The organism is Streptomyces sp. NBC_01390 (assembly GCF_045040105.1).
Classification (GTDB): Bacteria; Actinomycetota; Actinomycetes; order Streptomycetales; family Streptomycetaceae; genus Streptomyces.
Genome location: NZ_CP109551.1, coordinates 9,474,343 through 9,498,131, shown reverse-complemented (window position 1 = coordinate 9,498,131; position 23,789 = coordinate 9,474,343). Strand labels below are relative to the sequence as shown.

The window sequence follows — 23,789 nt, the reverse complement described above, 5'->3', positions numbered from 1 at the left end:
CTCCGTCAGTTCGACTGAACCGGCGGGTGGTTCGGCCCGATGGACCGGTGCTCGGAAGATCAGAAGGTGAGCTTCCAGCTGTTGATCTTGCCGGTGTCCGAAGCGGCCACGTCCTGGACGCGGAGCTTCCAGGTGCCGTTGGCGGTCTCGCTGGAGGCGTCCACCGTGTACGTGGTGTTCACGTTGTCGGCGGAGTCCGAGGTGCTGGAGGCCTTCAGCGGGTAGGTCGTGCCGTCGGGCGCCACCAGGGTGATGACCAGGTCACCGCGGTAGGTGTGGGTGATGTCGACGCCGACCTGGAGGGCCGAGGGGGCGTTGCCGGTCCGGCCGGTGACGGCGATCGAGGACTCGACGGCCGCGCCGTTGTCCGGGATCGAGACGGCGGTGCTGGAGGAGAAGACGGTTCCCGTCGTGCCGCCGCCGGTGCTGCCGCTCACGGCCTGCACGGTCTTGGTCGCGTCGGCCAGACCGGCGCCGCAGCCGCCCGAGCAACTACCCGGCAGAGCACGGGCGTTGTTCTTGATGGCCGTCTCGATCTGCGCCGGGGTGAGCGAGGAGTTCGCCGACTTCATCAGCGCGACCAGGCCCGCGATGTGCGGGGTGGCCATGCTGGTGCCCTGGTAGTAGGCGTAGGACTCGGTGGACGGGGTCTTCGCGCCGGAGTTCAGCGTGGAGAGGATGCCGTTGGCGGTGCCGGTGCTCATCTCGCCGCCGGGGGCCGAGATGTCCACGACGGTACCGAAGTTGGAGTACGAGGCACGGGCGCCGGTGCGTCCGGTCGCGGCGACGGTGATGACGTTGTTGCAGTTCGCCGGGTTGGAGGTGGAGGCGTTCGCGTTCTCGTTGCCGGCTGCGACGACCACCGTGGTGCCGCGGTTGACCGCGCCGGTGATGGCGCTCTGGGTCGCCGCGGAGCAGGCGCCGCCCCCGCCGAGGCTCATGTTGATGACCTTGGCGACGTTGGTGTTGGCCGGGACACCGGAGACGGTGCCGCCGGACGCCCAGGTGATGGCGTCGATGATGTCGGAGTCGTAGCCGCCGCACTTGCCGAGCGCGCGGACCGGGGAGATCTTCGCGTTGTACGCGATGCCCGCGACGCCCTTGCTGTTGTTGGCGACGGCGGCGATGGTGCCCGCGACGTGCGTGCCGTGCCAGGAGGAGCTGCTGCCTTCGGTCTGCTCGCACTCACCGGCGGCGTACCAGTCGCCGGGGTCGGCCGGGTTGCTGTCGCGGCCGTCGCCGTCCACGGAGACCGCGGTGTCGGAGATGAAGTCGTAGCCGCCGACGATGTTCGCGGCGACGTCGGAGTGCGTGACATAGCCGGTGTCGATGACGGCGACGGTCACGCCGGTGCCGGTCGCGGTGGTCCAGGCGCCCGGGACGCGCATACCCGCGGTGGCCTCGAAGAGGTCCCACTGCTTGGCGTACTCGGTGTCGTTCGGGTCCGCCATCGGCTTCTTGAGGCGGTCCGGCACGACGTAGGCGACCTGCGGGTCGGCCTTGTACTCGGCGATGACGTCGGCGACGTCCGTCTTGCTGAGCTCCTCGCCCAGGTCGACGAGGGCCGCGCCGGTACCGAGACGGCGCTGGAAGTCCAGGTTCTCGCCGGCCTCCTTGCCCTTGGCCGCGGCGTCGGCGTCGGCGGCCTTGTTCGACGTGGCCTCGGCGGCGCCCGCCTTGTAGCCGACGATGAGCCGTTCGGCCGGGGCGGCGACCGCCTGCGCGGCGGCGTCCAGGGCGGCGCCGGGGGCGGCGGGCTCCTGGGCGACGGCGACCGACGTGGTGGCCGCGGCCACCAGGGCCGCGGAGACCGCGGCGACGGATATCAGCTTCCGCCCCGTGACACGGGTGAGAGAGGTACGCAAGGGCTTGCCTTTCGGGAGCCTTACTCCGGGCGGCGCGGGCAGCGAGGAGTGGCGGGATTCGCTTCGTCGTCGAAGCGGCGGGGGGTGCGGTTCGAAAAGCGGCGCGGCGGCCGGCCAAGCGCGAGCGGCCCGTTCCGGGGTTTCCTGTGGGGCGGCTGTGGTGGAACAGTAGGCAAAGAGAAGGTCATCCGGATACAGGGGAAACCCTCGATCGGCCCAAATCCCCACCCTCGAACGCCGGAAACCGGCCATGTACGACGGCCAGTTGACCGGGGTTGACCGGCTTGGGCGAGTTGCGCTGGTTCCCGGCGCCGCCCGCCGGTTGAACGCGGGCCGCCCGCTTCCCGTACTGCCCGAAGGCAGACCTGTCCCTGGGTCGGCCCGCAGCAGTTCTGTTCCCCCTGGTCGAGGAGACGTCCCGGATGACCGCCCACCGCCGCACTCTCCCGACCTCCGCACTCGCGGGGGCCGCCGCACTCGCGGCACCGCTGTTGCTCACGTTGTCGGCGGCGGGTCCGGCTCAGGCGCACGGTGCGCCCACCCAGCCGGTCAGCCGCGCCTTCGCCTGTTCCCCCGACGGCGGCACCCTGGCCACGACGGCGGCCTGCCGGGCGGCGGTCACCGCGAACGGCGGGGCGCCCTTCACCTTCTGGGACAACCTGCGGGTCTCGAACGTCAACGGCCGGGACCGCGCGGTGATCCCCGACGGCCGGCTGTGCAGCGGCGGCCTGCCCGACTACCGGGGACTCGACCTCGCCCGCTCCGACTGGCCCTCGACCACGCTGACGCCGGGCGCGCGGCTGACGATGACGTACCGCTCGACGATCCCGCACACCGGCACGTTCAAGATGTTCCTGACGAAGCCCGGGTACGACCCGTCCGGCCCGCTGAAGTGGTCCGACCTGCCGGACCGGCCGTTCGCCGAGGTGAAGGATCCCGCGATGAAGGGCGACGCGTACCGCATCGGGATGACTCTGCCGTCCGACCGGACCGGCCGCCATGTCCTGTACACGATCTGGCAGAACTCCAGTACGCCGGACACGTACTACTCGTGCTCGGACGTGGTGTTCCCTGCAGCGAAGGGCAATGCGGGCGGCACGGGTGGCTCGGACGCGTCCGCGCCGACGGCCACCGCCTCGTCCGCGGCGCGGTCCGGGTCGGCCGATGCGACCGCTTCGGCGACGCCGGCCGGGCAGCCGGCGCGGGCCGCGGAGACGGAAGGGGCGGCGGAGTCCGCCGACTCCGCCGCCCCACAGGCCGCGGGCACCGTGGCCGGCGCGCCGGTGGCATCGACCACCGACGATGCCGGACCGCGGCACCTGATCGCGGGCGCCGCCGCGGCCGTACTGCTCGCCGCGGTCGCCGCCATTGTGCTACGGCTGCGCCGCCGGTGAACACCGTTGGCGCAGACGTTTATTGACGGTTCGTCAGTTGACGAAGACCGTGGCGCCGCCCTGCGTCACGTCCGTCACCGGGGCGTACTTGGCGGTGAAGTAGCCGTTGGCGAAGCAGAGCGACGAACCGGACGTCTTGGTGAACGCCTGGGCCGTGAAGTTGATGCTGTTGTCGGCGGCACCGGTCGTGCCCGTGAGGCTGGGCGCCTGGTAGACACAGTTGATGCTGCCCAGCAGGGTGCGCAGCACCACGGTCGTCTGGATGGTGGAGCCCGCCGCCGGGGTGACGGAGACGGAGCCGTCGGAGCCCACCACGGTGGTGTAGGGCAGGTTGTTGACGGTCACGCTGGTGACACCGAGCACGCCGAGCACGTTGCTGGTGCAAGTGCCGAAGGTGTGCGCGGTGACCGACTCGGTGGCGCTGCCGGGGGCGGCCGGGTTGTCGGTGACGGCCGCCGTGAAGGTCGACGCCGCGCAGGAGACACCGCTGGTGCCGGTCGCGCTGGAGTAGAGGGTGGCGGCGGTGCCGGTGGCGAGGGAGGCATTGAGGACGTCGCCCACGGCGACGGCGTCGCCGGCCGCGCTGTTGATGGTGAGCACGGTGTCGGCGGCGGACGCGGGGGTGACCGCGGCGACCGACAGACCGGCGACGGCAGCGGCGAGGGCGAGGGCGGAGCGGGTGCGAGTACGCATGATGCGGGTGCCTCTTTCTGGAACTGGGGGTGTTGGGGGTGGCGCCGAGGAGACCCAGGGCGCGCGGAAGTACGCGTGCGGGACGCATATTGGACGCGGGAAAACGCCGTTGCCGGCCCGTAACGCCTTCTCCGTACGTGACGGACCGGCAACGACAACCGGCCGGTGACCGGAGGAAGGCTTGGAGGGAGGCTTCCTGACCGGACCGGGCGGGACAGGGCGACCCGGCAGTGACCCAGGGGGGAAACGGCCATGCCGGTGCCTCGGGGGCGGACTTGAACAATGAGCTGAGTCCGGGAAGAGCGGTGACTCGCACCGCTGCGGATCCGGCGCCACGGATCCGGGGAAACCAGCTTGTTTCTAGACCTGAGGGACCGTCAACGTCAAGACGTCTCACGGAAGTTGATGTCGCTCGTCGAACTTTCCCGTGAAGTTCCGCGCACCTCCCCCACCCGTCCGACCCCCCTTCAGAAGGCCTCCGGAGGCCCCTCGGGCGCCCCGGACGACCATTGAACGGCCCGCAAAGTCACAGGTGGCGCATAATCCGCACCCTTTTTCCACAACTCCCTTGACCCCCCAAAGTAACCACGGGTAACTTCCTCGGCGGCTACTGGTGCGTAACCGTGAAAGCCCTTGCATCCGCCGGGAGTTGCGAGGAGAGGTAACGCCACAGGCGCTGTCCGCGCCAGGACAACGTGCCAATGAAGCGTGACCAGCATTGACGCAGTTGACTATGTACTGGGAGCAGCCATGGCCTCGTCCTCGGACGCCTCGTCGTCCGCCGGATCCAACCCCGAGCAGCCAGGAAGCGGTAACGCCTCCGAGGCCGCCGGGGCCGCGGGATCCACCAACGTGTCCGAATTCTTCGAAGGTGCCGGAAAGGGCGCCGAACGACGCGGGCGGGTCCGTGCTCGCCGCGCCGCCGTGATGGCGGTGCCGGCCACCCTGGTCGCCGCCACGCTCGCGGTTCTCACCGCACAGGGCGCCCTCGGCGTTCAGTTCGCCATCTCGGGCATGCCGTTCAGGGTCAAGGCGACCGAGATGACCGGCACCGGTTTCGAGCAGTTCGGCGCCCTCGACCACATGATCGAGGGCAGCCCGAACGAGGGCGACACCGGCGGCCAGGTCCTGGTCATCACCACCGCGATCAAGAACGCGACGATCACCAAGTTGTGCCAGAGCGTCGACCTCGGCGGCATCAACCTGATGATCAGGGCGGGCGGCAACGGCACTCCGGTGTCCGCGACCGACCTGACGCTCGACGGCACCGAGCAGTCGGGCGACGCGTCCTTCACCAACATCGAGATCGGCAACGACGCCAGCACGCTCAGCAAGGCGGGCGTCAAGGGTCCGGCCGGCGTCTTCAGTCAGCAGGCGGACACCATCCGCATCGCCAACCTGGATTCGACCAACTACGCCACCACGGCAGCCGTGTTCAAGCTGCCCGGGCTGAAGCTCAGCTTCAGCGAGTCGGGTTGCTGATGTTGGGCACGGACCAACAGGAGGTGGGGCCCGCTTTCAGAACGTGGCGGGCCCACCGTCCGTTCCTGGGCGGGCTGCTGCTCACCCTGGGCGGGGTGGAGATCCTCGTCACGATGAAGGTCTCCCTGAAGATCGTCGTGCACCTGGGTATGCAGGGTCTGGCCGGTTTTATGCTGCCGGCCCTGATGGTGGTGTGCGGTCTGTTGATCCTCTTCAACCCCGCGCAACGCCTGTTCTACTCGATCGTCGGCATCATGCTGACGCTGGGCACCTGGGTCACCTCGAACCTCGGCGGCTTCCTCGTGGGGCTCGTACTGGGAATCGTGGGCAGCTGCATGGCCTTCGGCTGGCTGCCGGACCAGGAACCGCGCGTCAGTCGCCGTCAGCGGCGCAAGGACAAGCGACAGGGCAAGGCCGCCATGGCGGGGCCCGAGGCGACGGGATCCACGGATTCCACCGGGCCCACAGCGGCGGACGACGGTCACGAAGGCGGCGAAGTCAGCCTGCGGGGGCTGATGCGCTCCTCCACGGCCGAGTCCCCCTCGCACCTGACGACATAGGCACCCCTGCCCGGCAACTCCGCGACTGCCTCGACGAGTTCGGTCCCTCGGTACACGAGGCCGACCCCGTCGTCGGTGCAGTGCGTGGTGGGCAGGGTGCCGTCGGCGACAAGCCGGTGGACCAGCGGGCGGCGGCCCGCGTCACTGTCGTAGTGCACGCCGTTGCCGTACGGAAGGAAACCCAGCGCGTCGGTGAGCGGCCTCAGTTCGGGGCCGAAGGAATCGGTGGTGCCCCCTCTGAACCAGCAGAGGGAGCCCGCGCTCACCCCGCTGAGCACCACCCCGGCCTCCCAGGCGCGCCGCATGATCCGGTCGAGGCCGTGCACCCGCCAGACCGCCAGCAGATTCGCCACCGAGCCCCCCATGACCCAGACGACGTCCTGGTCGAGCACCGTGCCCTCGACGTCGTCCAGGTTGGGCATGGGGAACAGGTGCAGCGGTGTGAGGTCGAAGCCGGCGACCCGGGCGGCCTCACCCATACGGGCCGTGAAGTGCTCGGCGTCCCCGATCGCCGTACCGACGTACAGGACGCGTGGTCTGCGGCCGTGGACCCCGGACAGGTCCACGGCATGATGGACGAGGGCGTCGAACGCCACCATCCTCGCGACCTCCGGCACGGTGTCCGCCGGAGGTCGCGAGGATGGTCGGTTCGGAAGCGGGCATGCCGATGATCCTATCGATCGGCGACGGGCTCCCGTCGGTCGGCAATCGCCTCGGCTGCAACCGTCTCGGCCCTGACGGGCTCGGCCCGGTCGACCACGGGTTCGGCAGGGAAACCGCCGCTCACCTGCGAAGATCCCTCCCCCGCCGGCCCACTCGCCGCCCCGTCCTCCTTCAGCGCCTGCGCCTCGCTCTTGAGGATGCGCATCGAGCGACCCAGGGCGCGTGCCGTGTCCGGCAGCTTCTTCGAGCCGAACATCACGATGAACACGATGGCCACTACCAGCAGGTGCCAGGGTTCCAGTCCGTTGCGGAGCACAACCTCACCGCCCTTTCCTTCGTCAGACATAACAGTTGCCACTTTGCGCAACTGTACAACCAGGGTGAGACGTGAGAAGGGCGCCGATGACCACCAGCACGAGCAGGCCAGCCGTACCCCCGCGACACCGGTCCGCCGCGGGCACCCGGCGGCGGAAGCCGGGGCGGCGCGGACGGCTGGCACTCGCGATCTGCCTCTCCCTCCTGCTGCTCCTCGCGGGCGGCGCGGGCTGGGTCTATCTGCAGCTGGACGGTGACATCAAGACCTTCGACTCGGGCGGCATCGCGGACAACCGCCCCGCCGCGGGCTCGTCCAAGGGTGAGAACGTGCTGGTCATCGGCTCGGACGCGCGCAACGACGGCAACGCCAAGCTCGGCGGCGGCGACGTGAACGACATCGGGCGCTCCGACACCGCGTTCCTGCTGCACATCTACGCCGACCACAAGAACGCCGTCGCCGTCTCCATACCCCGCGACACCCTGGTCACCATCCCGCCCTGCAAGCTGCCCGACGGCAAGTGGACGACCGCCCGGCAGAACACCATGTTCAACGAGGCCTACTCTGTCGGCGAAACCGCCAAGGGCAACCCCGCCTGCACGCAGAACACGGTCGAGAGCATCACCGGTCTACGCGTCGACCACACCGTGGTCGTCGACTTCAAGGGCTTCGCCGCGCTGACCGACGTGGTGGGCGGGGTGAAGGTGTGTCTCCCTCAGAAACTGTACGAGGGTGATCTCAACCCCAAACGCCCCACGCGCGGCAAGCTGCTCTTCGACAAGGGCGAGCAGACCGTCTCGGGGCAGAAGGCGCTGGACTACGTCCGGATCCGCCACGGCATCGGCGACAACTCCGACATAGGCCGGATCAAGCGCCAACAGGCCTTTGTGGCAAGCCTGATGAAGGAGGTGAAGAGCAACGGTCTGAGCCCGACCAAGCTCCTCCCCCTCGCCGACGCGGCCACCAAGTCCCTGACCGTGGACCCCGGTCTCGGCTCCGCCCAGAAGCTGATCTCCTTCGCGATGTCGCTGAAGGACATCGACCTGCACAACACCAAGTTCGTCACCATCCCCTGGCGGTACCAGGGGAAGCGCGTCGCGATCGTCGAACCCGACGCGAGCGACCTCTGGGCGGCCCTGAAGGCGGACCGCACCCTGGACGGCAAGGACGCGAGCGGAAAGAAGAAGGCCTCACCGAGCGCCAGCACCACAGCTCCTGCCCCAACTCCCGTGTCCGGCAAGGGAATCACCGTCACCGTCTACAACGGCACCACCGTCACCGGCCTGGCCGCGAAGGCCGCCGCCGAGCTGACCTCCGACGGTTTCACGGTCGCCGGCACGGCGACGGCGCGCAGCCAGGACCACGCGACGACGGTCATCGAGTACGGCCCCGGCCACCAGTCCGAGGCCCGGACCGCGGCCCGCGTCTTCCCGGGCGCGGCCATGCAGCCGGTGCCGGGGGTGGGAGTCAACGTGGTCGTCGGCAAGTCGTACACGGGCGGTTCCACGGCCACGCCGCGGCCCACCGCGATCCCGAAGGACATCACCGAGGGGGCCCGCTCGGCGGACGACAACCCCTGCTCGAACCTCAGCTACGGCTGAGCCGCCACCGCCGGGCGACGGCGACGGCACCCCCGTACAGCCCCAGCACCACCACCAGAAGGGCGTAGTACGACCCCGGGAGCCCCACCAGTCCCAGCGGTGGGCCGAGGGGGGACAGCGGCAGCAGCAGCCCGACGGTGGCCAGCCCGGCCGCGGCCCGTCCGACGGCTCCCCGGATCCGGCCGCCGCCGCCACGCAGGAGCACCATGACGACGGCCTGGGTGAGGAGGTTCTCGGTGAACCAGGCCGAGTGGAAGACAGCCCGGTCGTCCAGGGCGCCGGGGCCGTGCGGGGCGAGGGCGAGCACGGCGAAGGTGGCGAGGTCGGCGACGGCGTTGAGCGCGCCGAAGCCGCCGAGGAACCGGAGGAGGTCACGGGGGCGCGCAGCGGTCGGCCGGGCCAGGGCGCCGGGCGCCGGACGGTCGTAGGCGTACGCCAGTTGGGCCGCGTCGAAGCACAGGTTCTGCGCGAGGACCTGGGCCGGGAGCATCGGCAGGAAGGGCAGCAGGAGTCCGGCGACGAGCATCGCGACGACATTGCCGAGGTTCGAGGAGAGCGTGACGCGCAGATACGTGGTGATGTTGCCGCTGCTGTGCCGACCGACCGTGACGGCGTGGGCGACCGCGGCGAGGTCCTTTGCCCCGAGGACGACGTCCGCGCTCTCGCGGGCCACGTCGACGGCGGCGCGCGGCGCGATCCCGACGTCGGCGGCGCCCAGCGCGGGCACGTCGTTCGTCCCGTCGCCGAGGAAGCCGACGGTGTGCCCGCCGGCCCGCAGCGCGGCGACGATCCGGGCCTTGTGGGCGGGGGCGCAGCGCGCGAAGACGGTCGTACGGCGGGCCAGGTCCGTCAGTTCGGCGTCGCCGAGGCCGACAGCGGCGTCCGCGTCCACGACCTCCCCGGGATCGAGGCCCAGGTCGTGGCAGACGCGGGCGGCCGTGCCCGGATGGTCGCCGGTGAGGATCTTCACGTCCACCCCGAGCGCGCCGAGGTCGCGCAGGGCTTCGGCGGCGGTGGGCGCGAGGTCGTCCCGCAGGGCGACGAAACCCCGGAAGGTCAGGCCGCGTACGTCGGCCGGGGTCCACGCGCGGGTGCGCGCGGGCCGCTCGGCGGTCGCGACGGCGAGCAGGCGCAGTCCGCTCGACGCCTGCTCTTCGGCGTGCGCGAGAAGCCGGGCCCGCTCGGCGGGGTTCGGCGCGCACCGTTCGACGACGTCCGCGACCGCGCCCTTGACGACGAGGACATGGGTCCCGAGTCGCCCCCGTACCACTGCCGTGGCCAGTCGCCGCACCGGGTCGAAGGGCAGTGCCACCACCCCGTCGTACCGTTCGCCGACCGGTCCGGCCGCTGTCAGGAGCGCCTCGTCGAGGGCGTCCGGGGTGGGCGGGTCGGCGAGTTGCAGGTTCCACCAGGCGGCGGTGGCGGCCCAGTCGAGCACCGCCGGATCGTCCCGGCCGGCGGCGTCCGTGGACCGTTCGACGACGGGCCGGTCCTGGGTGAGCGTGCCGGTCTTGTCGAGGCACAGGACGTCGACCGCGCCCAGGTCGTGCAGTGCGGGCAGCCGTTTCACCACGACCCCGTGCGCCCGGGCGAGGCCCGAGGCGCCACGGGCCAGACAGGTGCTGACGACGACCGGCAGCATCTCGGGCGTCAGCCCGACGGCCACCGCGACGGCGAACGGCAGCGTCTGAGGCCCCTGCCGGCGCAGCGCCGCGCTCGCCATCAGCACGAGCGGCGGGGCGAGCAGCATGAACCGGATCAGCAGCCAGGAGATCCCGTGCAGCGACCGGTCGAAGGCGCTCCTGTCCCGTGCCGCGACCGTCCTGTGCGCGCCCGCGAAGTGCGTACGCGCCCCCGTGGCCAGCACCACGGCGGTGGCGCTGCCGGAGGCGACGGCGCTGCCCTGGAAGCACAGCTCGGGCCGCGCGAACACGCCCTGGTCGACGGCGCCCGGCCGCGCGTCCTTCGCGACCGGCGCCGACTCGCCCGTCAGCGGCGCCTGGTGCACGGTCAGCCCGGTCGCGCGCAGCAGTCGTACGTCCGCCGGGACCAGGTCACCGGGTCCGAGCCGGATCACGTCGCCCGGCACGAGTTCGGCGACCGGGATCTCCCGGGCGAGCGGCGGCCCGTCTTCCCGGGGCCTGCGCAGGACCGTCGCGGTACCGGCGACCAACTCGCGCAACCCTCTGAGGAAACGTTCCGCCTGATGTTCTCCCGAGGCGCGCAGCACACAGCTGACCGCGACCAGGGAGAGGATCACCGCGGCCGTCCCCCAGGCCGTGACGGCGGCGGAGACGAGCCCGAGACAGAGCAGTACGGCGGTGAAGGGGTCGCGCAGACTCCGTACGAACCGGACGGGCCACCGGATCGGCCGGGCGGCCGGAACGACGTTCTCCCCGGCGGCCGCCAACCGTGCCTCGGCCTCGTCGTCGGTCAGACCGCGCGCGAACCCGTCGAGCCGTCGTGGCGTCCGGAGCTCAGACTCCACGGAGGTGCCGTACGGGGGCGCCCTCGGCCCGGTCGGTCAGCCGCCCGACGAGCAGCCGCACGACGGTGACGATGTCCGGGTCGTCGACGAGGTACACCTGCCGGCGCCCTTCGCGTCTGGAGCGTACGAGCCCGGCGAGTCTCAGCTTGGTGAGGTGCTGGCTCACGGCGGGCAGCGCGCCGCCGACCCGCTCGGCGAGCCCCGTCACATCGCTCTCACCCTGTGCCAGCGCCCACATGATGTGCAGCCGCGCGGGCGAGGCGAGCAGCCCGAACGCTCCGGCGGCCTCCGCCAGCACCTCTGCGGACGGATCGTCGGAACCTGTGTTGCCCGTACCTGTCACCACCGCGCCAGTTTAGGCGGGTGCGCGGCCCGTGCTGCGTCGCACGATGAGGTGGGCGGGAATGACGGAGACCACCGCGCCGTCCGTGCCCGGCTCGTCCCCGCCGTCGATCCGCGCGAGGAGCAGCCGCAGCGAACGGGTGCCGATCTCCTGGAAGTCGGTGCGGATGGTGGTGAGCGGGGGCAGCAGATGGGCGGCTTCCGGGATGTCGTCGTAGCCGACGACGCTGACGTCGTCCGGGACCCGGCGGCCTGCCTCGTGGAAGGCGCGCAGCGCGCCGAGCGCCATCTGGTCATTGGAGGCGAAGACGGCGGTGACGTCCGGATCACGGGCGAGCCGCCGGCCCAGCTCGTACCCGGAGTCCGCGCTCCAGTCGCCGACGAGCGGCTCGGGCACCTCGGCCCCGGCCTTCTCCAGGGTCTCGCGCCAGCTCGCGGCCCGGCGTTCCGCGGACGTCCAGCCGGCCGGTCCCGCGATGTGCCGCACCGTACGGTGGCCCAGCCCCAGGAGGTGTTCGGTGGCCAGGCGGGCCCCGCCCCGGGAGTCGGCGGTGACCATGGGGGTGTCGTCGCCCAGGGCGTTGTCCATCACGACGAGGGGGATGTCGAGGTGGGCCTCGGCGAGCGCCCTGCCGACGCGCCGCTGCGGGGCGATGGCGATGACCCCGTCGGCGCCCTCCGCCGACAGCCGGTCCACGGCCTGGACGACGGTGTCCCGGTCGGCGGTGTCGAGGGCGATGGAGCTGACCAGGTAGCCCGCGTCCTGGGCGGCGGTGTTGATCGCGGTGAGCGTGGAGGCGGGCCCGTAGCGGGCCGCGTCGAAGGAGATCACCCCGAGCATCCGGGTCCGCCCGCTGGCCAGTGACCGCGCGCTGCGGCTCGGCCGGTAGCCGAGCGACCGCATGGCCTCCAGCACCGACTCGCGGGTCTCGGCCCGTACGGCGGGGTTGTCGTTGAGCACCCGTGACACGGTCTGCTTGGAGACACCGGCCAGGCGTGCCACGTCGTCCATCACCGGCCGTGTGCCCGCGAAGTTGCGTCGGCTGCGTCCCTTGGGAGCGGCGCCGCCAGCGGCACTTCGGGTCATGGGGGTCGCATCCTTAGGATTTGTCGCGCGGCGGTCGTGCCCCGCCCGGCTGGCCCACAGGATAGGCCGCCGGACGGGGGTGACCAGTGGCAGGCCCTACCCCGCGACCACGTGAGTCCGGACCGTGACCCACTCGGCCCGCGCGACCGAGGCCTCGCCCACCGGCACGGGCACCGGCAGGTACACGGGTGCGTCGGCCGGGAACGGCAGCACCCGCACCCGCAGCCCGCCGTCGGCGCGCAGTGCGTCCTCCGGCAGCCGGTCGAGGCCGATCTCCCAGACCCGCCCGGAGAAGTACTGGTCGGCGACCAGGGTGTCCCCCGCGTACGCGCGGGCGACGTCTCCGGTCCAGTGGACGCGCAACAGGGTTCCGGTGCGCGGGAGTTCGTCCGGTACGGCGATGAGGTACTCGGCGGCGGAGGTGTCGAAACACCTGTCGGCGGGGGCACTGGCCCGGTCCAGTACGCCGGTGACGGTGTCGGGGGCGGGCCCGGCGGCCCGGACCAGGGACACGTCGAGGACGCCGGACGCGCCGCCGGTGGCCAGCGTGTATCGGGTGAACACCCCGTCGGCAGCCGGGTTCTCGCCGGGGGGCCGCTCGGGTGCGGGCAGCACGGCGAGCGAGGTCTCCGCCGCCGGACTGTGCACCCGTACCTCACCGGCCGGCTCGTCGAAGACGACCCCGCCGCCGTCACCGCACAGGAGCAGCCGCTCAGCGCCCCAGGCCGTGCCCCGGTAGGCGGTACGGGCGGTCGCCGCGTCCAGCACCAGCAGGCCGACCTGTCCGCCGTCCGGCGTCCCGACCTCGACGAGCGCGTCCGTACCGGGTCGCAGGCCGGTGACGAGGAAGCGTCCGTCGGCGGACTCGACCTTCCCCATGGGGGTGTGCACATACCGCAACGTGGCGATGTCCAGGGCGAGTTCGACGGGAATCCCGTCGGTGGCGGCCAGCACCAGGACGGTACGTCCGCCGACGTCGACCGTGCACACCGGCTGGGCGGTGGCCCAGTCGAGCCGGAGCCCTGCCACGTCGAGGCGTAACGGCCAGCAGAAGTAGGCACCTTGAGGGACCGTCACCGGCGCGCTCGGAAAGGTCAGTTCGGGACCGTCCGGGAGGGCGACCGTGAACGAGGTGTCCGGACGGTCCGGCAACGGCTCGTGCGGCTGGTGGTTGTTGACGAAGAGGAACCCGGAGTGGCCGTCGCTCCGGACGGCCCACCGCAGGGTGTCCCGGTCGCCCTGCCCGGCCGGCCGCCGCTCGGGCAGCACGGACTCCATGGGTGCGAGGCGCTCGCCGAAGTCCGCCAACAGCAGGTGCTGGAGGCGCAGTTCGTCGTACGACGGCCGGTACTGCCCGTACTCGCCGAGCGGCGCCTGGAAGTCGTACGTCAGGACGGGCAGGTCGTTGGGGTAGCCGGTGGCGTGGGACTCCTGGAGGGTGGTCAGCTCGCCCGCCGGGTTGGTGCCGCCGTGGAACATGTAGTAGCCCTGCCAGACCGAACCGCACCCGATCTTCGTGAGCCCGAGCGCGCCGACGTCGGCGGCGTCGACGCGTGGCCGACGGTGATAGGACACCGCCATCCCGCCGCCCAACTCGCAGGTGGCCCAGGGGAAGCGGTCGGTCGGCGCCGGTTCGCCGCCCCGCACCTGGGTCGGTCGCAGGTCGGCGCCGATGCCCTCGTCGTCGCGCTGGTGGGTGAAGAAGAAGTGCTTGCGGCAGGTGTCGGGCCAGCCGCCGTCCCACTCGGTCCAGAAGGTCTCGGGGTAGCCGCCGAACAGCGGAAGCAGTTCGTCGGGCGGGAGTTGGACGCCGCCCCAGGCCGTCGAGGTCCAGAGCGGGGCGCTCAGCCCGGCCTCCTGCGCCATTCGCTTCAGGGTGAGGAGATGGCCGGGCTGGTCGTACAGCTCGTTCTCGACCTGGATGGCGACGATCGGGCCGCCGTGCGCCCGGTCGAGTCCCTTCAACTGCTCGCCGATCGCGGTGAACCAGCGGCGTACGGCTGCCAGGTAGACGGGGTCGTCGGTGCGGGGTGCGGGGGTGCGGGCGAGCAGCCAGTCGGGCAGCCCGCCGTTCCGCACCTCGGCGTGGCTCCAGGGACCGATGCGCGGGACGAAGTCCAGACCGTGGCGGGCGCAGAGTTCGGCGAAGCGACGCAGGTCGCGGTCGCCGTCGAAGCGGATCCGGCCCTCCGCCTCCTCGTGGTGGATCCAGATGAGGTAGCCGGCGACGACCGTCACTCCGGCCGCCTTCATCTTCAGCAGCTCCTCCTCCCACTCCGCGGCCGGGTAGCGGGAGTAGTGGAACTCGCCGGAGACGGGGAACCAGGGGCGTCCGCCACGGGTGAACCAGCGGCTCGTCACCCCGATCGGGTCGGCGACTCCCGGTGCGTCGGAGAAGGGGAGGTGGCCGCTGAGCGGGGGTTCGGCGGTCGTGGGGACCCGGAGGAAGTGGTGGGTCATGGCTTCACCGGGCCGAGGTCGGGTGTGTCGGTCAGCAGGGCCTGCGCGGAGGTGGTGGCGTTCAGCTCGAGGAGCAGCAGGTCGTTGGCGCCCGGGCGCAGGACGGGCGCAGGCACGTAGAGGGTGCGCTGCGGTCCGCGGTTCCAGTAGCGGCCCAGGTGGAAGCCGTTGATCCAGGCCTGGCCCTTGGTCCAGCCGGGCAGCGACAGGAAGGTGTCGGCGGGGGCCTTGACCTCGAACGTGCCCCGGTGGAAGGCGGGTTGAGCTGCCTGGGTCGCGTCCGAGGGCGCGAAGGGCAGAGCGCTGAGGTCGTCCAGGGTGAGGGGGTGGCTGTCCCAGCCGCGCAGGGCGTCGCCGTTGAAGGTGACCGCCCCGAGGAGGCCCTTGGGCGAGCCGATGCGCGGCCCGTAGTTGACCCCGCCCATGTTCTCCACGAGCACCTCGACCGACGCTCCGGCGAAGGGAATCCGGACGGGCAGGGACTCGTCGTGCCGCTCGCGTTCGAGGACGCCGACGGGGGCTCCGTCGACGAACACCTGCGCTCGGTCGCCGACTCCGCCGGCGAAGTGCAGCAGTCCGTCGCCCGCGACGGGGGCGGTGGTGCGGTAGAGGACGTACCCGGCGCGCAGCCCCAGTTCGTCCATGGTCACCGGGTCCTCGGTGCGCACGGGCTTGGCGAGGAGCCCCACATGGGGCAGCAGCGGCGCCCGCTGCTCCAACTCGACGACGGTGGGCGGGAGTTTGACGCTGCACGCGGGGACCGGTTCGTCGGGGACGGGTGCGTGCCGGGCGATCACGTCTCGGAAGGCGTGGTACTTCGGTCCGGGGTCGCCGTTCTCGGTGAGGGCGGCGTCGTAGTCGTAGGAGGTGACCATGGGCTGGTAGGCGTGGTCGTGGTTGGCGCCGTTGGTGAAGGCGAAGTTGGTGCCGCCGTGGAACATGTAGATGTTGACGGACGCGCCCGCCGAGAGCAGCCGGTCCAGGTCGGCGGCGGCGTCGGCCGCGTCCCGGGTGTGGTGCTCCTCGCCCCAGTGGTCGAACCAGCCGATCCAGAACTCCGCGCACATCAGCGGCCCTTCGGGCTGATGCGCCCTCAACTGCTCAAGATTCGCCTCGACTTTGCTGCCGAACGTGCCCGTGGTGAGCACTCCGGGGAGGCTGCCCGCTGCCAGGTGCTCGGGGTTCGCCTGGTCGCACGTGAAGAGCAACTCCCCGATCCCGCGCGAGCGCAGAGCCTCCGCGAGGTGTTCGAGATACGCGGCGTCGTCACCGTAGGCCCCGTACTCGTTCTCCACCTGGACGGCGATGACGGGACCGCCCGACTCGGCGAGGTACGGCAGCAGGGGCGGCAGCAGCAGGTCGAGGTAGCGGTCGATGGCGCCGGTGAAGCGGGGATCGCTGGAGCGCAGCCGGATGTCGGGATCGGTGGTGAGCCAGGAGGGCAGACCGCCGCCGTCCCACTCGGCGCAGATGAACGGGCCGGGCCGCAGCAGGACGCGCAGCCCCTCCGCCTGGGCCAGCCGCAGATAGCGCGGCAGATCGAGGATGCCGTCGAGGGCGAGCGTGCCGGGCTCGGGCTGGTGGAGGTTCCAGGGGACGTACGTCTCCACGGTATTGAGGCCCATCAGACGGGCCTTGCGCAGCCGGTCGGCCCACTGGTCGGGGTGGACGCGGAAGTAGTGCATCGCGCCGGAGATGATCCGGAACGGTTCGCCGTGCAGCAGGAAACCGTCGGACGTCGTTGTCAGGGCGGGCATGCGGGGGTTTCCCTTCGGTTCGTGCGCTCCAGCCGGTTCGCTGGAGGGGCAGGGGCAGGGGCAGGGGCAGGGGCAGGGGCAGGGGCAGGGGCAGGGGCAGGGGCAGGGGCAGGGGCAGGGGCAGGGGCAGGGGCAGGGGCAGTTGGAGGGTAGGGCGGGCACAGGTGCAGGTGGCGGGGCTGGGGTGATCGTCAGTGGTCGCGGAGCGTTGGTGCGTTCATCGGGCCCGGGTCGCCCGGATCAGCCAGACCGTTGCCGCCAGGCACAGCGCCGAGACCCCGCCCAGCAGCAGTGGCACGGCCCGTACGCCGGACCACTCGATGGCCTTGCCGAGCGCCGGCCCCGCGGCCACTCCCCCGGCCATCGATGCGGCGATGACCACGGCGCCGGCTCTTCGCGCCCCCGAGGCGGCCCGGTTCAGCCAGGGCAGTCCGGTGGGGAAGATCGGCGCGATGAAGAGGCCGACGCCCGCGTAGGCGTAGGGGGCGAGTCCAGGTACGGCGGCCAGGAACAGGCAGGCGGTCATACCGGCGCAGGACACCGCGACGATCGTCTGCGGCGAGAAACGCAGGGCGAGCGGCGCGGCCAGGAACCGGCCCACGGTCATCATCAGCCAGTACACGGAGGTGGCCGTGGCGGCGGCTGTGGCCCCGTAGCCGACCGTCTCCAGGTGCGTCGGCTCCCAGCCGCCGACGCCCGCCTCGATACCCACGTGCAGGACGTAGAGGGTGACGAAGACACCGATCACGGAGACCAGGCTGCGGGCGAGCACCTGTCCGCCGGGACGGCCGGACTCGCCGGACGCGTCGGACTCGGGCGTGGGAACCGACTGCGGAAGGTGCTCCCGTACGCCTCGAAGGCACAGCAGCAGGGGCAGGTTGGCGAGGGAGAAGGCCAGAAAGACGGCCGGATAGTGCTCGGAGCCGACCGCGCCGATCAGCGCCGGACCGAGGATCGCGCCGACGCCGAAGTGGGCGTTGAGGATGTTCAGCATCGCCGTCGAACGCTCGCCGAAGCCGACCGCGAACAACTGGTTGAGGCCGTAGTCGATACCGCCGAACCCGAGCCCGGCGAGCAGGGCGGCGGCCAGGGCGACGGGCCAGTTCGGCGCCAGCGCGAAGCCCGCGGCACCGACCGCCATCAGCACGTACGAGCTGCCGAGGATGCGCCGGTTGCCGATCCGCCCGTGCAGCCGGTCGAACAGCAGCACCCCGACGACCCCGCCGGCGAAGTGGGCGCTCAGACCGAGACCCGCGGCCGACGGGGAGAGCCCGAACTCCTCACGGAAGGCCGGGATCGACGGGCCGTACAGGGCCTGGATGACCCCGATCAGCACGAAGCCGAGGCAGGAGGCGACCACGGCGACGGGGCTGAAGACGGGAGTGGTCGCGGTTACGCGGGTCGTAGGGCCCGCAGGAGCCCCAGGGACTGCCGGAGGCACAGGAGCCACGGGATCCAAAGAGGGCACCGAGGAAGCCCGTCGCTCCGTGACCGCCGGACGCCCGGAGGGTTGGTCGGTCACGTGGACTCCCGTCGCCTTGGTGGAGAACGCGGCTGACTCGTCCTCGCGCCGATGCGGGGACGGCACAAATGTTACCGGTAACATTTGTGCCGTCAAGATCCCCCGAGGCCTTTCGCCTCAGGGAATTCGCGAGAGAGATTGCGGGATCAGCCGCCCGCGCCGAGTGACCAGCTGGGAACACTGCCGGCCAGCCGGCAGGCGAGGACGTACAGCGGTATCGGCGGGGTGTACGGGGAGTCGCCCTCGGGGCTGTGGATCAGCCGGGGCCGGGCGGACGGGGACGCCGGTCGGGTGCGTGTCCAGGACGGGTCGGCCAGCTGGGCGCCGACCCGGTAACGGGTGCTCGGGGGCCAGGTGACACCGATGTGGGAACCGGACGGGACGATCCACCACCAGCACTGGTCGTCGGCGAAGACACAGCCGGCGTGGGGCAACGAGTCCATGATCCGCTGCCCGTGCTCACGGGGCGTACCGACGGCGTCACAACCGAGGCCGGCGGCCAGCCGGGCGGGAAGGACGAGGTGGCCGGAGGGACCGAAGTGCGCACGCTGGACCTTGGCCGAGGGGGACGCGTGGAGCGGCGGCGGGGCCGAGAGGTGGGTGGCGACGGACTGGAGAGGGCGAGACGCGTGGGGGACGTGAGACGGATGGGGTGCGTGTGACCCGAGGGACGGGTGGGCGACCGGGCCACGCGGGGCGAGCGGGCGCGGGTCAGGAGCGGGAGTACGGGGGATGCGGTGCTGTCGTTCCATACGGTCCATGTGGGGCGATTCCTTCGGCCGAGTGGGGGACGGGCCGGATGCGGTGCGGGGCCGACGGATGCCAGGGGGCGGACGCGACGACCTGTACGGCGGGGGCAGCGAGGGCTGCGTGGGCGGTGGGGGAAGTGGGGGCCGCGTGGACGATGGATGGCGCGGTCGGGAGGGCCAGGGTGGGCGCGGTGGCATGGGCGCCCGGGGGAAGCGGAGCCGGAGCCGAGACGGATGCGGCTGCTCTGACCGGCGCTGGTGCGAGCAGCGCCGCCTCGGCGACAGTCGCCGGCTCGGCGGGGCTCGCGACGCCGGTGGGAGTCGTCGCCTCGATGGCAGTCGCCGTAGCGACCGGTGCCGATGGTGCGGGTGCCGCCGACGCCGTGCTCGGTGGTATCGCCGGGGATGCTTCCGTCAACTCCGCTTCCGCCGTGGGGAGTTCCGCCCAGACAATGCGACCGGAGCCGTGCGGGGCGTCGCGGACGCCCCAGTCGCTGCTCAGGACGCCGACCAACAGGAGCCCACGCCCGCACTGTTCGTCGAAGCCGGGCCGGCGCTGGGCCGGCAGGGTCCCGGCACGGTTCTCGTCCTCGACCTCGACGTGCAGCCGACCGACGGAGAGGCGCAGTCGGCAGACGATCCGCTCGCTGGCGGTGTGGGTGAGGGCGTTGGTGACGAGTTCGGAGGTGATGAGAAGGGCGTTGTCGGAGGTGTCGGCGTCGACGCCCCAGGCGTCGAGCAGTTCGCGCACCTTCCGGCGGGCCGCACTCACGGAGGCGGGAGCCGCGGGCAGAACGAACATGTCCGACTGCGGAGAGTGACCGACAGGGTCCGGGAGAGCCGAGTTGTCTGGGCGGCCGGCACGTCGGCCGCCGGGCATTCGGCCGAGCGGCTGGGGGAGGGAGGGCGGAGCCATCGCCGTTCGCCTTTCGTCTGCCTGCGCACCCTGGCCGGTGCGACACCGCCCCGAGATGACCCGCGAGTAGGTCAACCTGCATCAAAACAGCACAGGTTGCAGCCCCTTCTCCCCCAACTGGGCCGTTCACACTCGTCGTTCACCGTTTCCGGGAAGGTACGAACACTGTGACACCTGACAACAACGGCTCGCAACCAGCAAGTTGAAATTTGCATTTTGTGGGGTGCATGCTGCTTCCGTCGAAAGATGATCGTGACAGACTGCGACCCTGAGCCCGGCGTGAGGGGGTTGGCGTGACCGCGGAGACCGACTGGGGCGGCGCCCCCTCCGTCCTGCGCATGATCCTCGGCAGACAGCTGGAGGAGCTGCGGACGCGCGCCGGTCTCTCGTTCGAGAACGCGGGTATGGCGATCGGTGTCAGCCACTCCACGATCCGCAGGATGGAAGCGGCCAAGGTGGCCCGCCTGCGTCTGCCGGACGTCGAGAAACTGCTGCAGACGTACGGGGTGACGGACCAGCAGGAGATCGACACGTTCCTGAAGTCGGTCCGCGAGGCCAACAAGCGCGGCTGGTGGCACAACTACCGGGACGTACTGCCCGACTGGTTCGCCGCATATCTGAGCCTGGAGCAGGCGGCGCTGCAGATCCGCGCGTACGAAGCGCAGTTCGTGCCGGGTCTGTTCCAGACGGCGGACTACGCGCGTGCGCTGCTGGGGGCCGGCAATCCGCACGGCTCCTCCGAGGCGACGGACCGGCGCGTGGCACTGCGTCTGCGCCGCCAGGAACTGCTGACCCGTCCGGCGCCGCCGCGGGTGTGGATCGTGATGGACGAGACCGTGCTGCGGTGGCCGGTCGGCGGTCCGGAGGTGATGCGCGCACAGATCGACCATCTGATCGAGATGAACGCGCTGCCCCATGTGACCTTGCAGATCATGCCGTTCGGCAACGGCCCGCATCCCGCGATGCGGGCCGGGGCGTTCCATCTCTTCCGGTTCAGGGCACCCGAGTTGCCGGACATCGTCTATCTGAGCGGTCTGGTCGGCGCGGTGTATCTCGACAAGGGCGACGACGTCGTCGTCTATCGCGAGGCTCTGGACCGGCTGGGCGCGCAGTCGGCGCCCGCCAGAAAGACCGAGGCTCTCCTCGGTGCGATTCGCAAGGAGCTCTGACATGCACCACCCCACGCATCCCCACCTCACGAACACCCACTCGGGCCACTCCGGCCACTCTGTCCACTCCCACCCCGTCCGCAACGGCATGCCGGCCCGTGAACTCGGTTCACGGGGCTGGTCCAAGCCGTGGAGCGACGACGCGGGCGGCGCCTGCGTCGAGGTGAAGAAGCTCGCCGACGGCCGGGTCGCCGTCCGCCAGTCGACCGATCCCGACAGCCCGGCCCTGGTCTTCACCCCGCATGAGATGACGAGTTTCCTGGCCGGCGTCAAGGCGGGTGACGCAGACTTCCTGCTCTGAACTGCCTTGTTTCTACTGAGACTTGACTGACCTGACTCAGAACCGGACTCACGAGCTGAATGGGAGGGCGGCGTGCCCGAAAACGGATGGCCTGCCGACCGAATCGACACGGAGAACGCACACTCCGCGCGGATCTACGACTACATCCTCGGCGGTAAGGACTACTACCCCGCCGACAAGGAAGCGGGCGACGCCATGTCGCACGAGTGGCCCGCCATGCCGATCCACATGAAGGCCAACCGCGACTGGATGAACCGCGCGGTGGCCTACCTGGCCAAGGAAGCGGGCATCCGCCAGTTCCTCGACATAGGCACCGGCATCCCCACCTCCCCCAACCTGCACGAGATCGCCCAGGCGGTGGCTCCCGAGTCACGGGTGGTCTATGTCGACAACGACCCGATCGTCCTCACCCTCTCCCAGGGCCTGCTGTCCAGCACCCCGGAGGGCCGGACGGCGTACATCGAGGCCGACTTCCAGCACCCGGAGGCCATTCTCGACTCCCCCGACTTCCGCGAGACCCTGGATCTCACCCAGCCGGTCGCCCTCACGGTGATCGCGATCGTCCACTTCGTCCTGGACGAGGACGACGCGGTGGGCATCGTCCGCCGTCTCCTTGACCCCCTCCCCTCGGGCAGCTACCTGGCGATGACCATCGGCACCGCCGAGTTCGCCCCGGAGGAGGTGGGCCGGGTGGCCCGCGAGTACAAGGCCCGCAACATGCCGATGCGCCTGCGCACGTACCCCGAGGCCGAGCAGTTCTTCGAGGGCCTAGACCTGATCGAGCCGGGAATCGTCCAGGTCCACAAGTGGCACCCGGACGCGACGAGCGGGGAGGGTATCCGGGACGAGGACATCGCCATGTACGGGGCGGTGGCCCGAAAGCCGTAGTACGTACACGTAGAACCCGCGGGGGTCCGTGTCACCCTGGCACGCCGCCAGGGCGAACGGACCCCCGCACCCTCGGAGCCCCTGCCCCCTCCGACTCTCGACGAATTGGTGAACCCCGGGGCACAAAGGGGAACCGGAGGCCCCATTTCCCCTTCCATTCCCCCTCCGCACCGGTAATCCTTCTGATTACCACCCAGGACCTCCGAGGGGATCACATGAGCCGGGGACGCGGTTCCAACTCGTTGCTCACTTGACTACCAGGCGTCACATCCGGTTGGCTCCGCCCCAGCGAAAGTCGGACAGTCGGTGCACGTCGACCGGCGATCGCACGGATTTCGCCGTACCCGCACTCCGTTCTCGTCCCTCCCCTTGCCCCCTGCCCCTTGCTTCTCCCCCTCTCCCTCCCCCTCCCTTCTCTCCTCGGCCGCACAGCGAGGTGCCGCGCTTCCATGAACACACCCTCCGCCACTTCCGGTTCCACACGATCCGTCCGTGTCACGGCCGTTGTCGCCGGTCTGGCCGCCGTCTGTCTCCTCGCGGCCGGCTGTTCGGGCTCCGGCTCCGACGGGCAGGACTCCGGCCAGGGCGCCGCCGGCGCCGGTACCGCCCGGATCAAGGTCGCCCTGATCACCCACGGAGCCAAGGGCGACGCCTTCTGGGAGCGGGTGCAGAAGGGAGCGCAGGCCGCTGCGGCGAAGGACAACATCGAGCTGACGTACGCGAGTGACCCCGATGCCGCCGCCCAGGCCGATCTGGTGCGCGACGCCGTCAAGAACAAGGTCGACGGGATCGCCGTGACCCTCGCCAAGCCGGAGGCGATGAAGAGCGTGGTCTCGCAGGCGAAGGCGGCGGGGATTCCCGTGGTCGGCCTCAACTCGGGTATCGACGCGTGGCGTTCGGCGGGTCTGCTGGAGTTCTTCGGCCAGGACGAGAGCACCGCCGGCCGGGCTCTCGGCGACAAGCTGGACTCGCTCAAGGTCAAGCACGCCCTCTGCGTCATCCATGAGCAGGGGAACGTCGCCCTGGAGGCGCGCTGCGCCGGTGTGAAGAAGACCTTCACCGGCGAGACCGAGAACCTGTACGTGAACGGCACCGACATGGACACGGTGTCCGCGGTCATCGCGGCCCGGCTGAACCAGGACCCGAGCATCGACGAAGTGGTCACGATGGGCGCACAGTTCGCGCTGTCGGCGGTGAAGTCGGTGGACGACTCGGGCAGCAAGGCGAAGATCGCCACCTTCGACCTCAACAACGACATCGTGGGCGCTATCAAGAGTGGTGCCGTGCAGTTCGCCGTGGACCAGCAGCCGTACCTCCAGGGCTATCTCGCTGTCGACTCGCTCTGGCTGTACAAGTCCAACGGCAACTTCAGCGGAGGTGGATCGGCTCCCGTGCTCACCGGGCCCGCCTTCGTCACCAAGCAGAACATCGCCGACGTCGCCAGGTTCGCGGCCGACGGCACCCGCTGAGCGACACGGACGTTCCGTATCCCCTTCCGGTGCGCTCCCGAACCCCCTTGGCCAGCAACCGTCGTACAAC

At 70.9% G+C, this 23,789-nt stretch carries 19 protein-coding genes and 1 pseudogene; 8 read left to right on the top strand and 12 right to left on the bottom strand.

Annotated elements, in window-relative coordinates; all coding sequences use genetic code 11:
* Nucleotides 1–59: 59 nt before the first annotated feature.
* Complete coding sequence (locus tag OG241_RS42620) at nucleotides 60–1,865, bottom strand: S8 family peptidase (protein ID WP_405823424.1); 1,806 nt, start codon at nucleotides 1,863–1,865, stop codon at nucleotides 60–62.
* 422 nt (nucleotides 1,866–2,287) lie between these two features.
* On the opposite strand from OG241_RS42620, the gene OG241_RS42615 reads away from it, so the two are divergent.
* Nucleotides 2,288–3,259: a lytic polysaccharide monooxygenase gene (locus OG241_RS42615; protein WP_405823422.1), complete on the top strand. Its 972-nt coding sequence runs from the start codon at nucleotides 2,288–2,290 to the stop codon at nucleotides 3,257–3,259.
* Nucleotides 3,260–3,292: 33 nt separating this feature from the next.
* Here the strand turns inward: OG241_RS42615 and OG241_RS42610 are convergent, their stop codons facing one another.
* Nucleotides 3,293–3,952, bottom strand: a complete 660-nt coding sequence (locus tag OG241_RS42610) for a Tat pathway signal sequence domain protein (protein ID WP_405823420.1) — start codon at nucleotides 3,950–3,952, stop codon at nucleotides 3,293–3,295.
* A gap of 750 nt (nucleotides 3,953–4,702) precedes the next feature.
* Here OG241_RS42610 and OG241_RS42605 point away from each other — a divergent pair.
* Together OG241_RS42605 and OG241_RS42600 are read left to right on the top strand one after the other, a co-directional pair.
* Nucleotides 4,703–5,434: a DUF6230 family protein gene (locus OG241_RS42605; RefSeq protein WP_405823418.1), complete on the top strand. Its 732-nt coding sequence runs from the start codon at nucleotides 4,703–4,705 to the stop codon at nucleotides 5,432–5,434.
* Nucleotides 5,434–5,994, top strand: coding sequence for a DUF6114 domain-containing protein (locus OG241_RS42600; RefSeq protein ID WP_405823416.1), 561 nt, complete (start codon nucleotides 5,434–5,436; stop codon nucleotides 5,992–5,994). Before OG241_RS42605 ends, OG241_RS42600 begins: the two co-directional genes overlap by 1 nt.
* Here OG241_RS42600 and OG241_RS42595 read toward each other — a convergent pair.
* Together OG241_RS42595 and tatA are read right to left on the bottom strand one after the other, a co-directional pair.
* Nucleotides 5,916–6,657 (bottom strand): annotated as a pseudogene (locus tag OG241_RS42595) (Type 1 glutamine amidotransferase-like domain-containing protein). The gene OG241_RS42600 and the pseudogene OG241_RS42595 sit on opposite strands and share 79 nt — an antisense overlap.
* A gap of 10 nt (nucleotides 6,658–6,667) precedes the next feature.
* Nucleotides 6,668–6,973: a Sec-independent protein translocase subunit TatA gene (gene tatA, locus OG241_RS42590; RefSeq protein WP_405826738.1), complete on the bottom strand. Its 306-nt coding sequence runs from the start codon at nucleotides 6,971–6,973 to the stop codon at nucleotides 6,668–6,670.
* Nucleotides 6,974–7,059: 86 nt separating this feature from the next.
* On the opposite strand from tatA, the gene OG241_RS42585 reads away from it, so the two are divergent.
* A complete protein-coding gene (locus OG241_RS42585; protein WP_405823415.1) occupies nucleotides 7,060–8,571 on the top strand; it encodes an LCP family protein in 1,512 nt (503 codons plus the stop codon).
* Here OG241_RS42585 and mgtA read toward each other — a convergent pair.
* The 8 genes from mgtA to OG241_RS42545 all read right to left on the bottom strand — a co-directional run bounded on the left by mgtA (nucleotide 8,558) and on the right by OG241_RS42545 (nucleotide 19,778).
* Nucleotides 8,558–11,059 (bottom strand): magnesium-translocating P-type ATPase, encoded by a 2,502-nt coding sequence (gene mgtA, locus OG241_RS42580; RefSeq protein WP_405823413.1) that lies wholly within the window; start codon nucleotides 11,057–11,059, stop codon nucleotides 8,558–8,560. The genes OG241_RS42585 and mgtA overlap by 14 nt on opposite strands.
* Nucleotides 11,049–11,405 carry an ArsR/SmtB family transcription factor gene (locus tag OG241_RS42575; protein WP_405823410.1) on the bottom strand — a complete coding sequence of 119 codons (357 nt, stop codon included), beginning with the start codon at nucleotides 11,403–11,405 and terminating at the stop codon, nucleotides 11,049–11,051. Before OG241_RS42575 ends, mgtA begins: the two co-directional genes overlap by 11 nt.
* A gap of 9 nt (nucleotides 11,406–11,414) precedes the next feature.
* Nucleotides 11,415–12,488, bottom strand: coding sequence for a LacI family DNA-binding transcriptional regulator (locus OG241_RS42570; RefSeq protein WP_405823408.1), 1,074 nt, complete (start codon nucleotides 12,486–12,488; stop codon nucleotides 11,415–11,417).
* Between the two features lie 96 nt (nucleotides 12,489–12,584).
* Complete coding sequence (locus tag OG241_RS42565) at nucleotides 12,585–14,948, bottom strand: beta-galactosidase (protein WP_405823406.1); 2,364 nt, start codon at nucleotides 14,946–14,948, stop codon at nucleotides 12,585–12,587.
* Nucleotides 14,945–16,705 carry a glycoside hydrolase family 35 protein gene (locus tag OG241_RS42560; protein ID WP_405823404.1) on the bottom strand — a complete coding sequence of 587 codons (1,761 nt, stop codon included), beginning with the start codon at nucleotides 16,703–16,705 and terminating at the stop codon, nucleotides 14,945–14,947. The genes OG241_RS42565 and OG241_RS42560 overlap by 4 nt, the downstream gene beginning before the upstream one ends.
* Nucleotides 16,706–16,922: 217 nt before the next feature.
* Entirely contained in the window at nucleotides 16,923–18,065 is a 1,143-nt protein-coding gene (locus OG241_RS42555; protein WP_405823403.1) for an MFS transporter, read from the bottom strand.
* Nucleotides 18,066–18,373: 308 nt separating this feature from the next.
* Entirely contained in the window at nucleotides 18,374–18,988 is a 615-nt protein-coding gene (locus OG241_RS42550; RefSeq protein ID WP_405823401.1) for a hypothetical protein, read from the bottom strand.
* Nucleotides 18,939–19,778 carry an ATP-binding protein gene (locus OG241_RS42545; RefSeq protein ID WP_405823399.1) on the bottom strand — a complete coding sequence of 280 codons (840 nt, stop codon included), beginning with the start codon at nucleotides 19,776–19,778 and terminating at the stop codon, nucleotides 18,939–18,941. Before OG241_RS42545 ends, OG241_RS42550 begins: the two co-directional genes overlap by 50 nt.
* Before the next feature lie 407 nt (nucleotides 19,779–20,185).
* On the opposite strand from OG241_RS42545, the gene OG241_RS42540 reads away from it, so the two are divergent.
* From OG241_RS42540 to OG241_RS42525, 4 genes are all read left to right on the top strand, one after another.
* The gene (locus OG241_RS42540) at nucleotides 20,186–21,061 is read left to right on the top strand and encodes a helix-turn-helix domain-containing protein (RefSeq protein WP_405823398.1); all 876 of its coding nucleotides are present in this window, start codon (nucleotides 20,186–20,188) and stop codon (nucleotides 21,059–21,061) included.
* Between the two features lies 1 nt (nucleotide 21,062).
* Nucleotides 21,063–21,362, top strand: coding sequence for a DUF397 domain-containing protein (locus tag OG241_RS42535; RefSeq protein ID WP_405823397.1), 300 nt, complete (start codon nucleotides 21,063–21,065; stop codon nucleotides 21,360–21,362).
* A 72-nt stretch (nucleotides 21,363–21,434) separates the two neighbouring features.
* Nucleotides 21,435–22,250: an SAM-dependent methyltransferase gene (locus OG241_RS42530; RefSeq protein WP_405823395.1), complete on the top strand. Its 816-nt coding sequence runs from the start codon at nucleotides 21,435–21,437 to the stop codon at nucleotides 22,248–22,250.
* A gap of 449 nt (nucleotides 22,251–22,699) precedes the next feature.
* Entirely contained in the window at nucleotides 22,700–23,719 is a 1,020-nt protein-coding gene (locus OG241_RS42525) for a substrate-binding domain-containing protein (RefSeq protein WP_405823393.1), read from the top strand.
* The last annotated feature ends 70 nt before the right edge of the window (nucleotides 23,720–23,789 follow it).

What these genes read in the sequence shown, in the direction of transcription:
- OG241_RS42525 (WP_405823393.1), top strand. Translation starts at nt 22,700, where the DNA reads ATGAACACACCCTCCGCCACTTCCGGTTCCACACGATCCGTCCGTGTC.
- OG241_RS42600 (WP_405823416.1), top strand. Translation starts at nt 5,434, where the DNA reads ATGTTGGGCACGGACCAACAGGAGGTGGGGCCCGCTTTCAGAACGTGG.
- OG241_RS42570 (WP_405823408.1), bottom strand. Translation starts at nt 12,488, where the DNA reads ATGACCCGAAGTGCCGCTGGCGGCGCCGCTCCCAAGGGACGCAGCCGA.
- OG241_RS42560 (WP_405823404.1), bottom strand. Translation starts at nt 16,705, where the DNA reads ATGCCCGCCCTGACAACGACGTCCGACGGTTTCCTGCTGCACGGCGAA.
- OG241_RS42585 (WP_405823415.1), top strand. Translation starts at nt 7,060, where the DNA reads ATGACCACCAGCACGAGCAGGCCAGCCGTACCCCCGCGACACCGGTCC.
- OG241_RS42565 (WP_405823406.1), bottom strand. Translation starts at nt 14,948, where the DNA reads ATGACCCACCACTTCCTCCGGGTCCCCACGACCGCCGAACCCCCGCTC.
- OG241_RS42545 (WP_405823399.1), bottom strand. Translation starts at nt 19,778, where the DNA reads ATGTTCGTTCTGCCCGCGGCTCCCGCCTCCGTGAGTGCGGCCCGCCGG.
- OG241_RS42535 (WP_405823397.1), top strand. Translation starts at nt 21,063, where the DNA reads ATGCACCACCCCACGCATCCCCACCTCACGAACACCCACTCGGGCCAC.
- OG241_RS42615 (WP_405823422.1), top strand. Translation starts at nt 2,288, where the DNA reads ATGACCGCCCACCGCCGCACTCTCCCGACCTCCGCACTCGCGGGGGCC.
- OG241_RS42605 (WP_405823418.1), top strand. Translation starts at nt 4,703, where the DNA reads ATGGCCTCGTCCTCGGACGCCTCGTCGTCCGCCGGATCCAACCCCGAG.
- OG241_RS42550 (WP_405823401.1), bottom strand. Translation starts at nt 18,988, where the DNA reads ATGGACCGTATGGAACGACAGCACCGCATCCCCCGTACTCCCGCTCCT.
- OG241_RS42610 (WP_405823420.1), bottom strand. Translation starts at nt 3,952, where the DNA reads ATGCGTACTCGCACCCGCTCCGCCCTCGCCCTCGCCGCTGCCGTCGCC.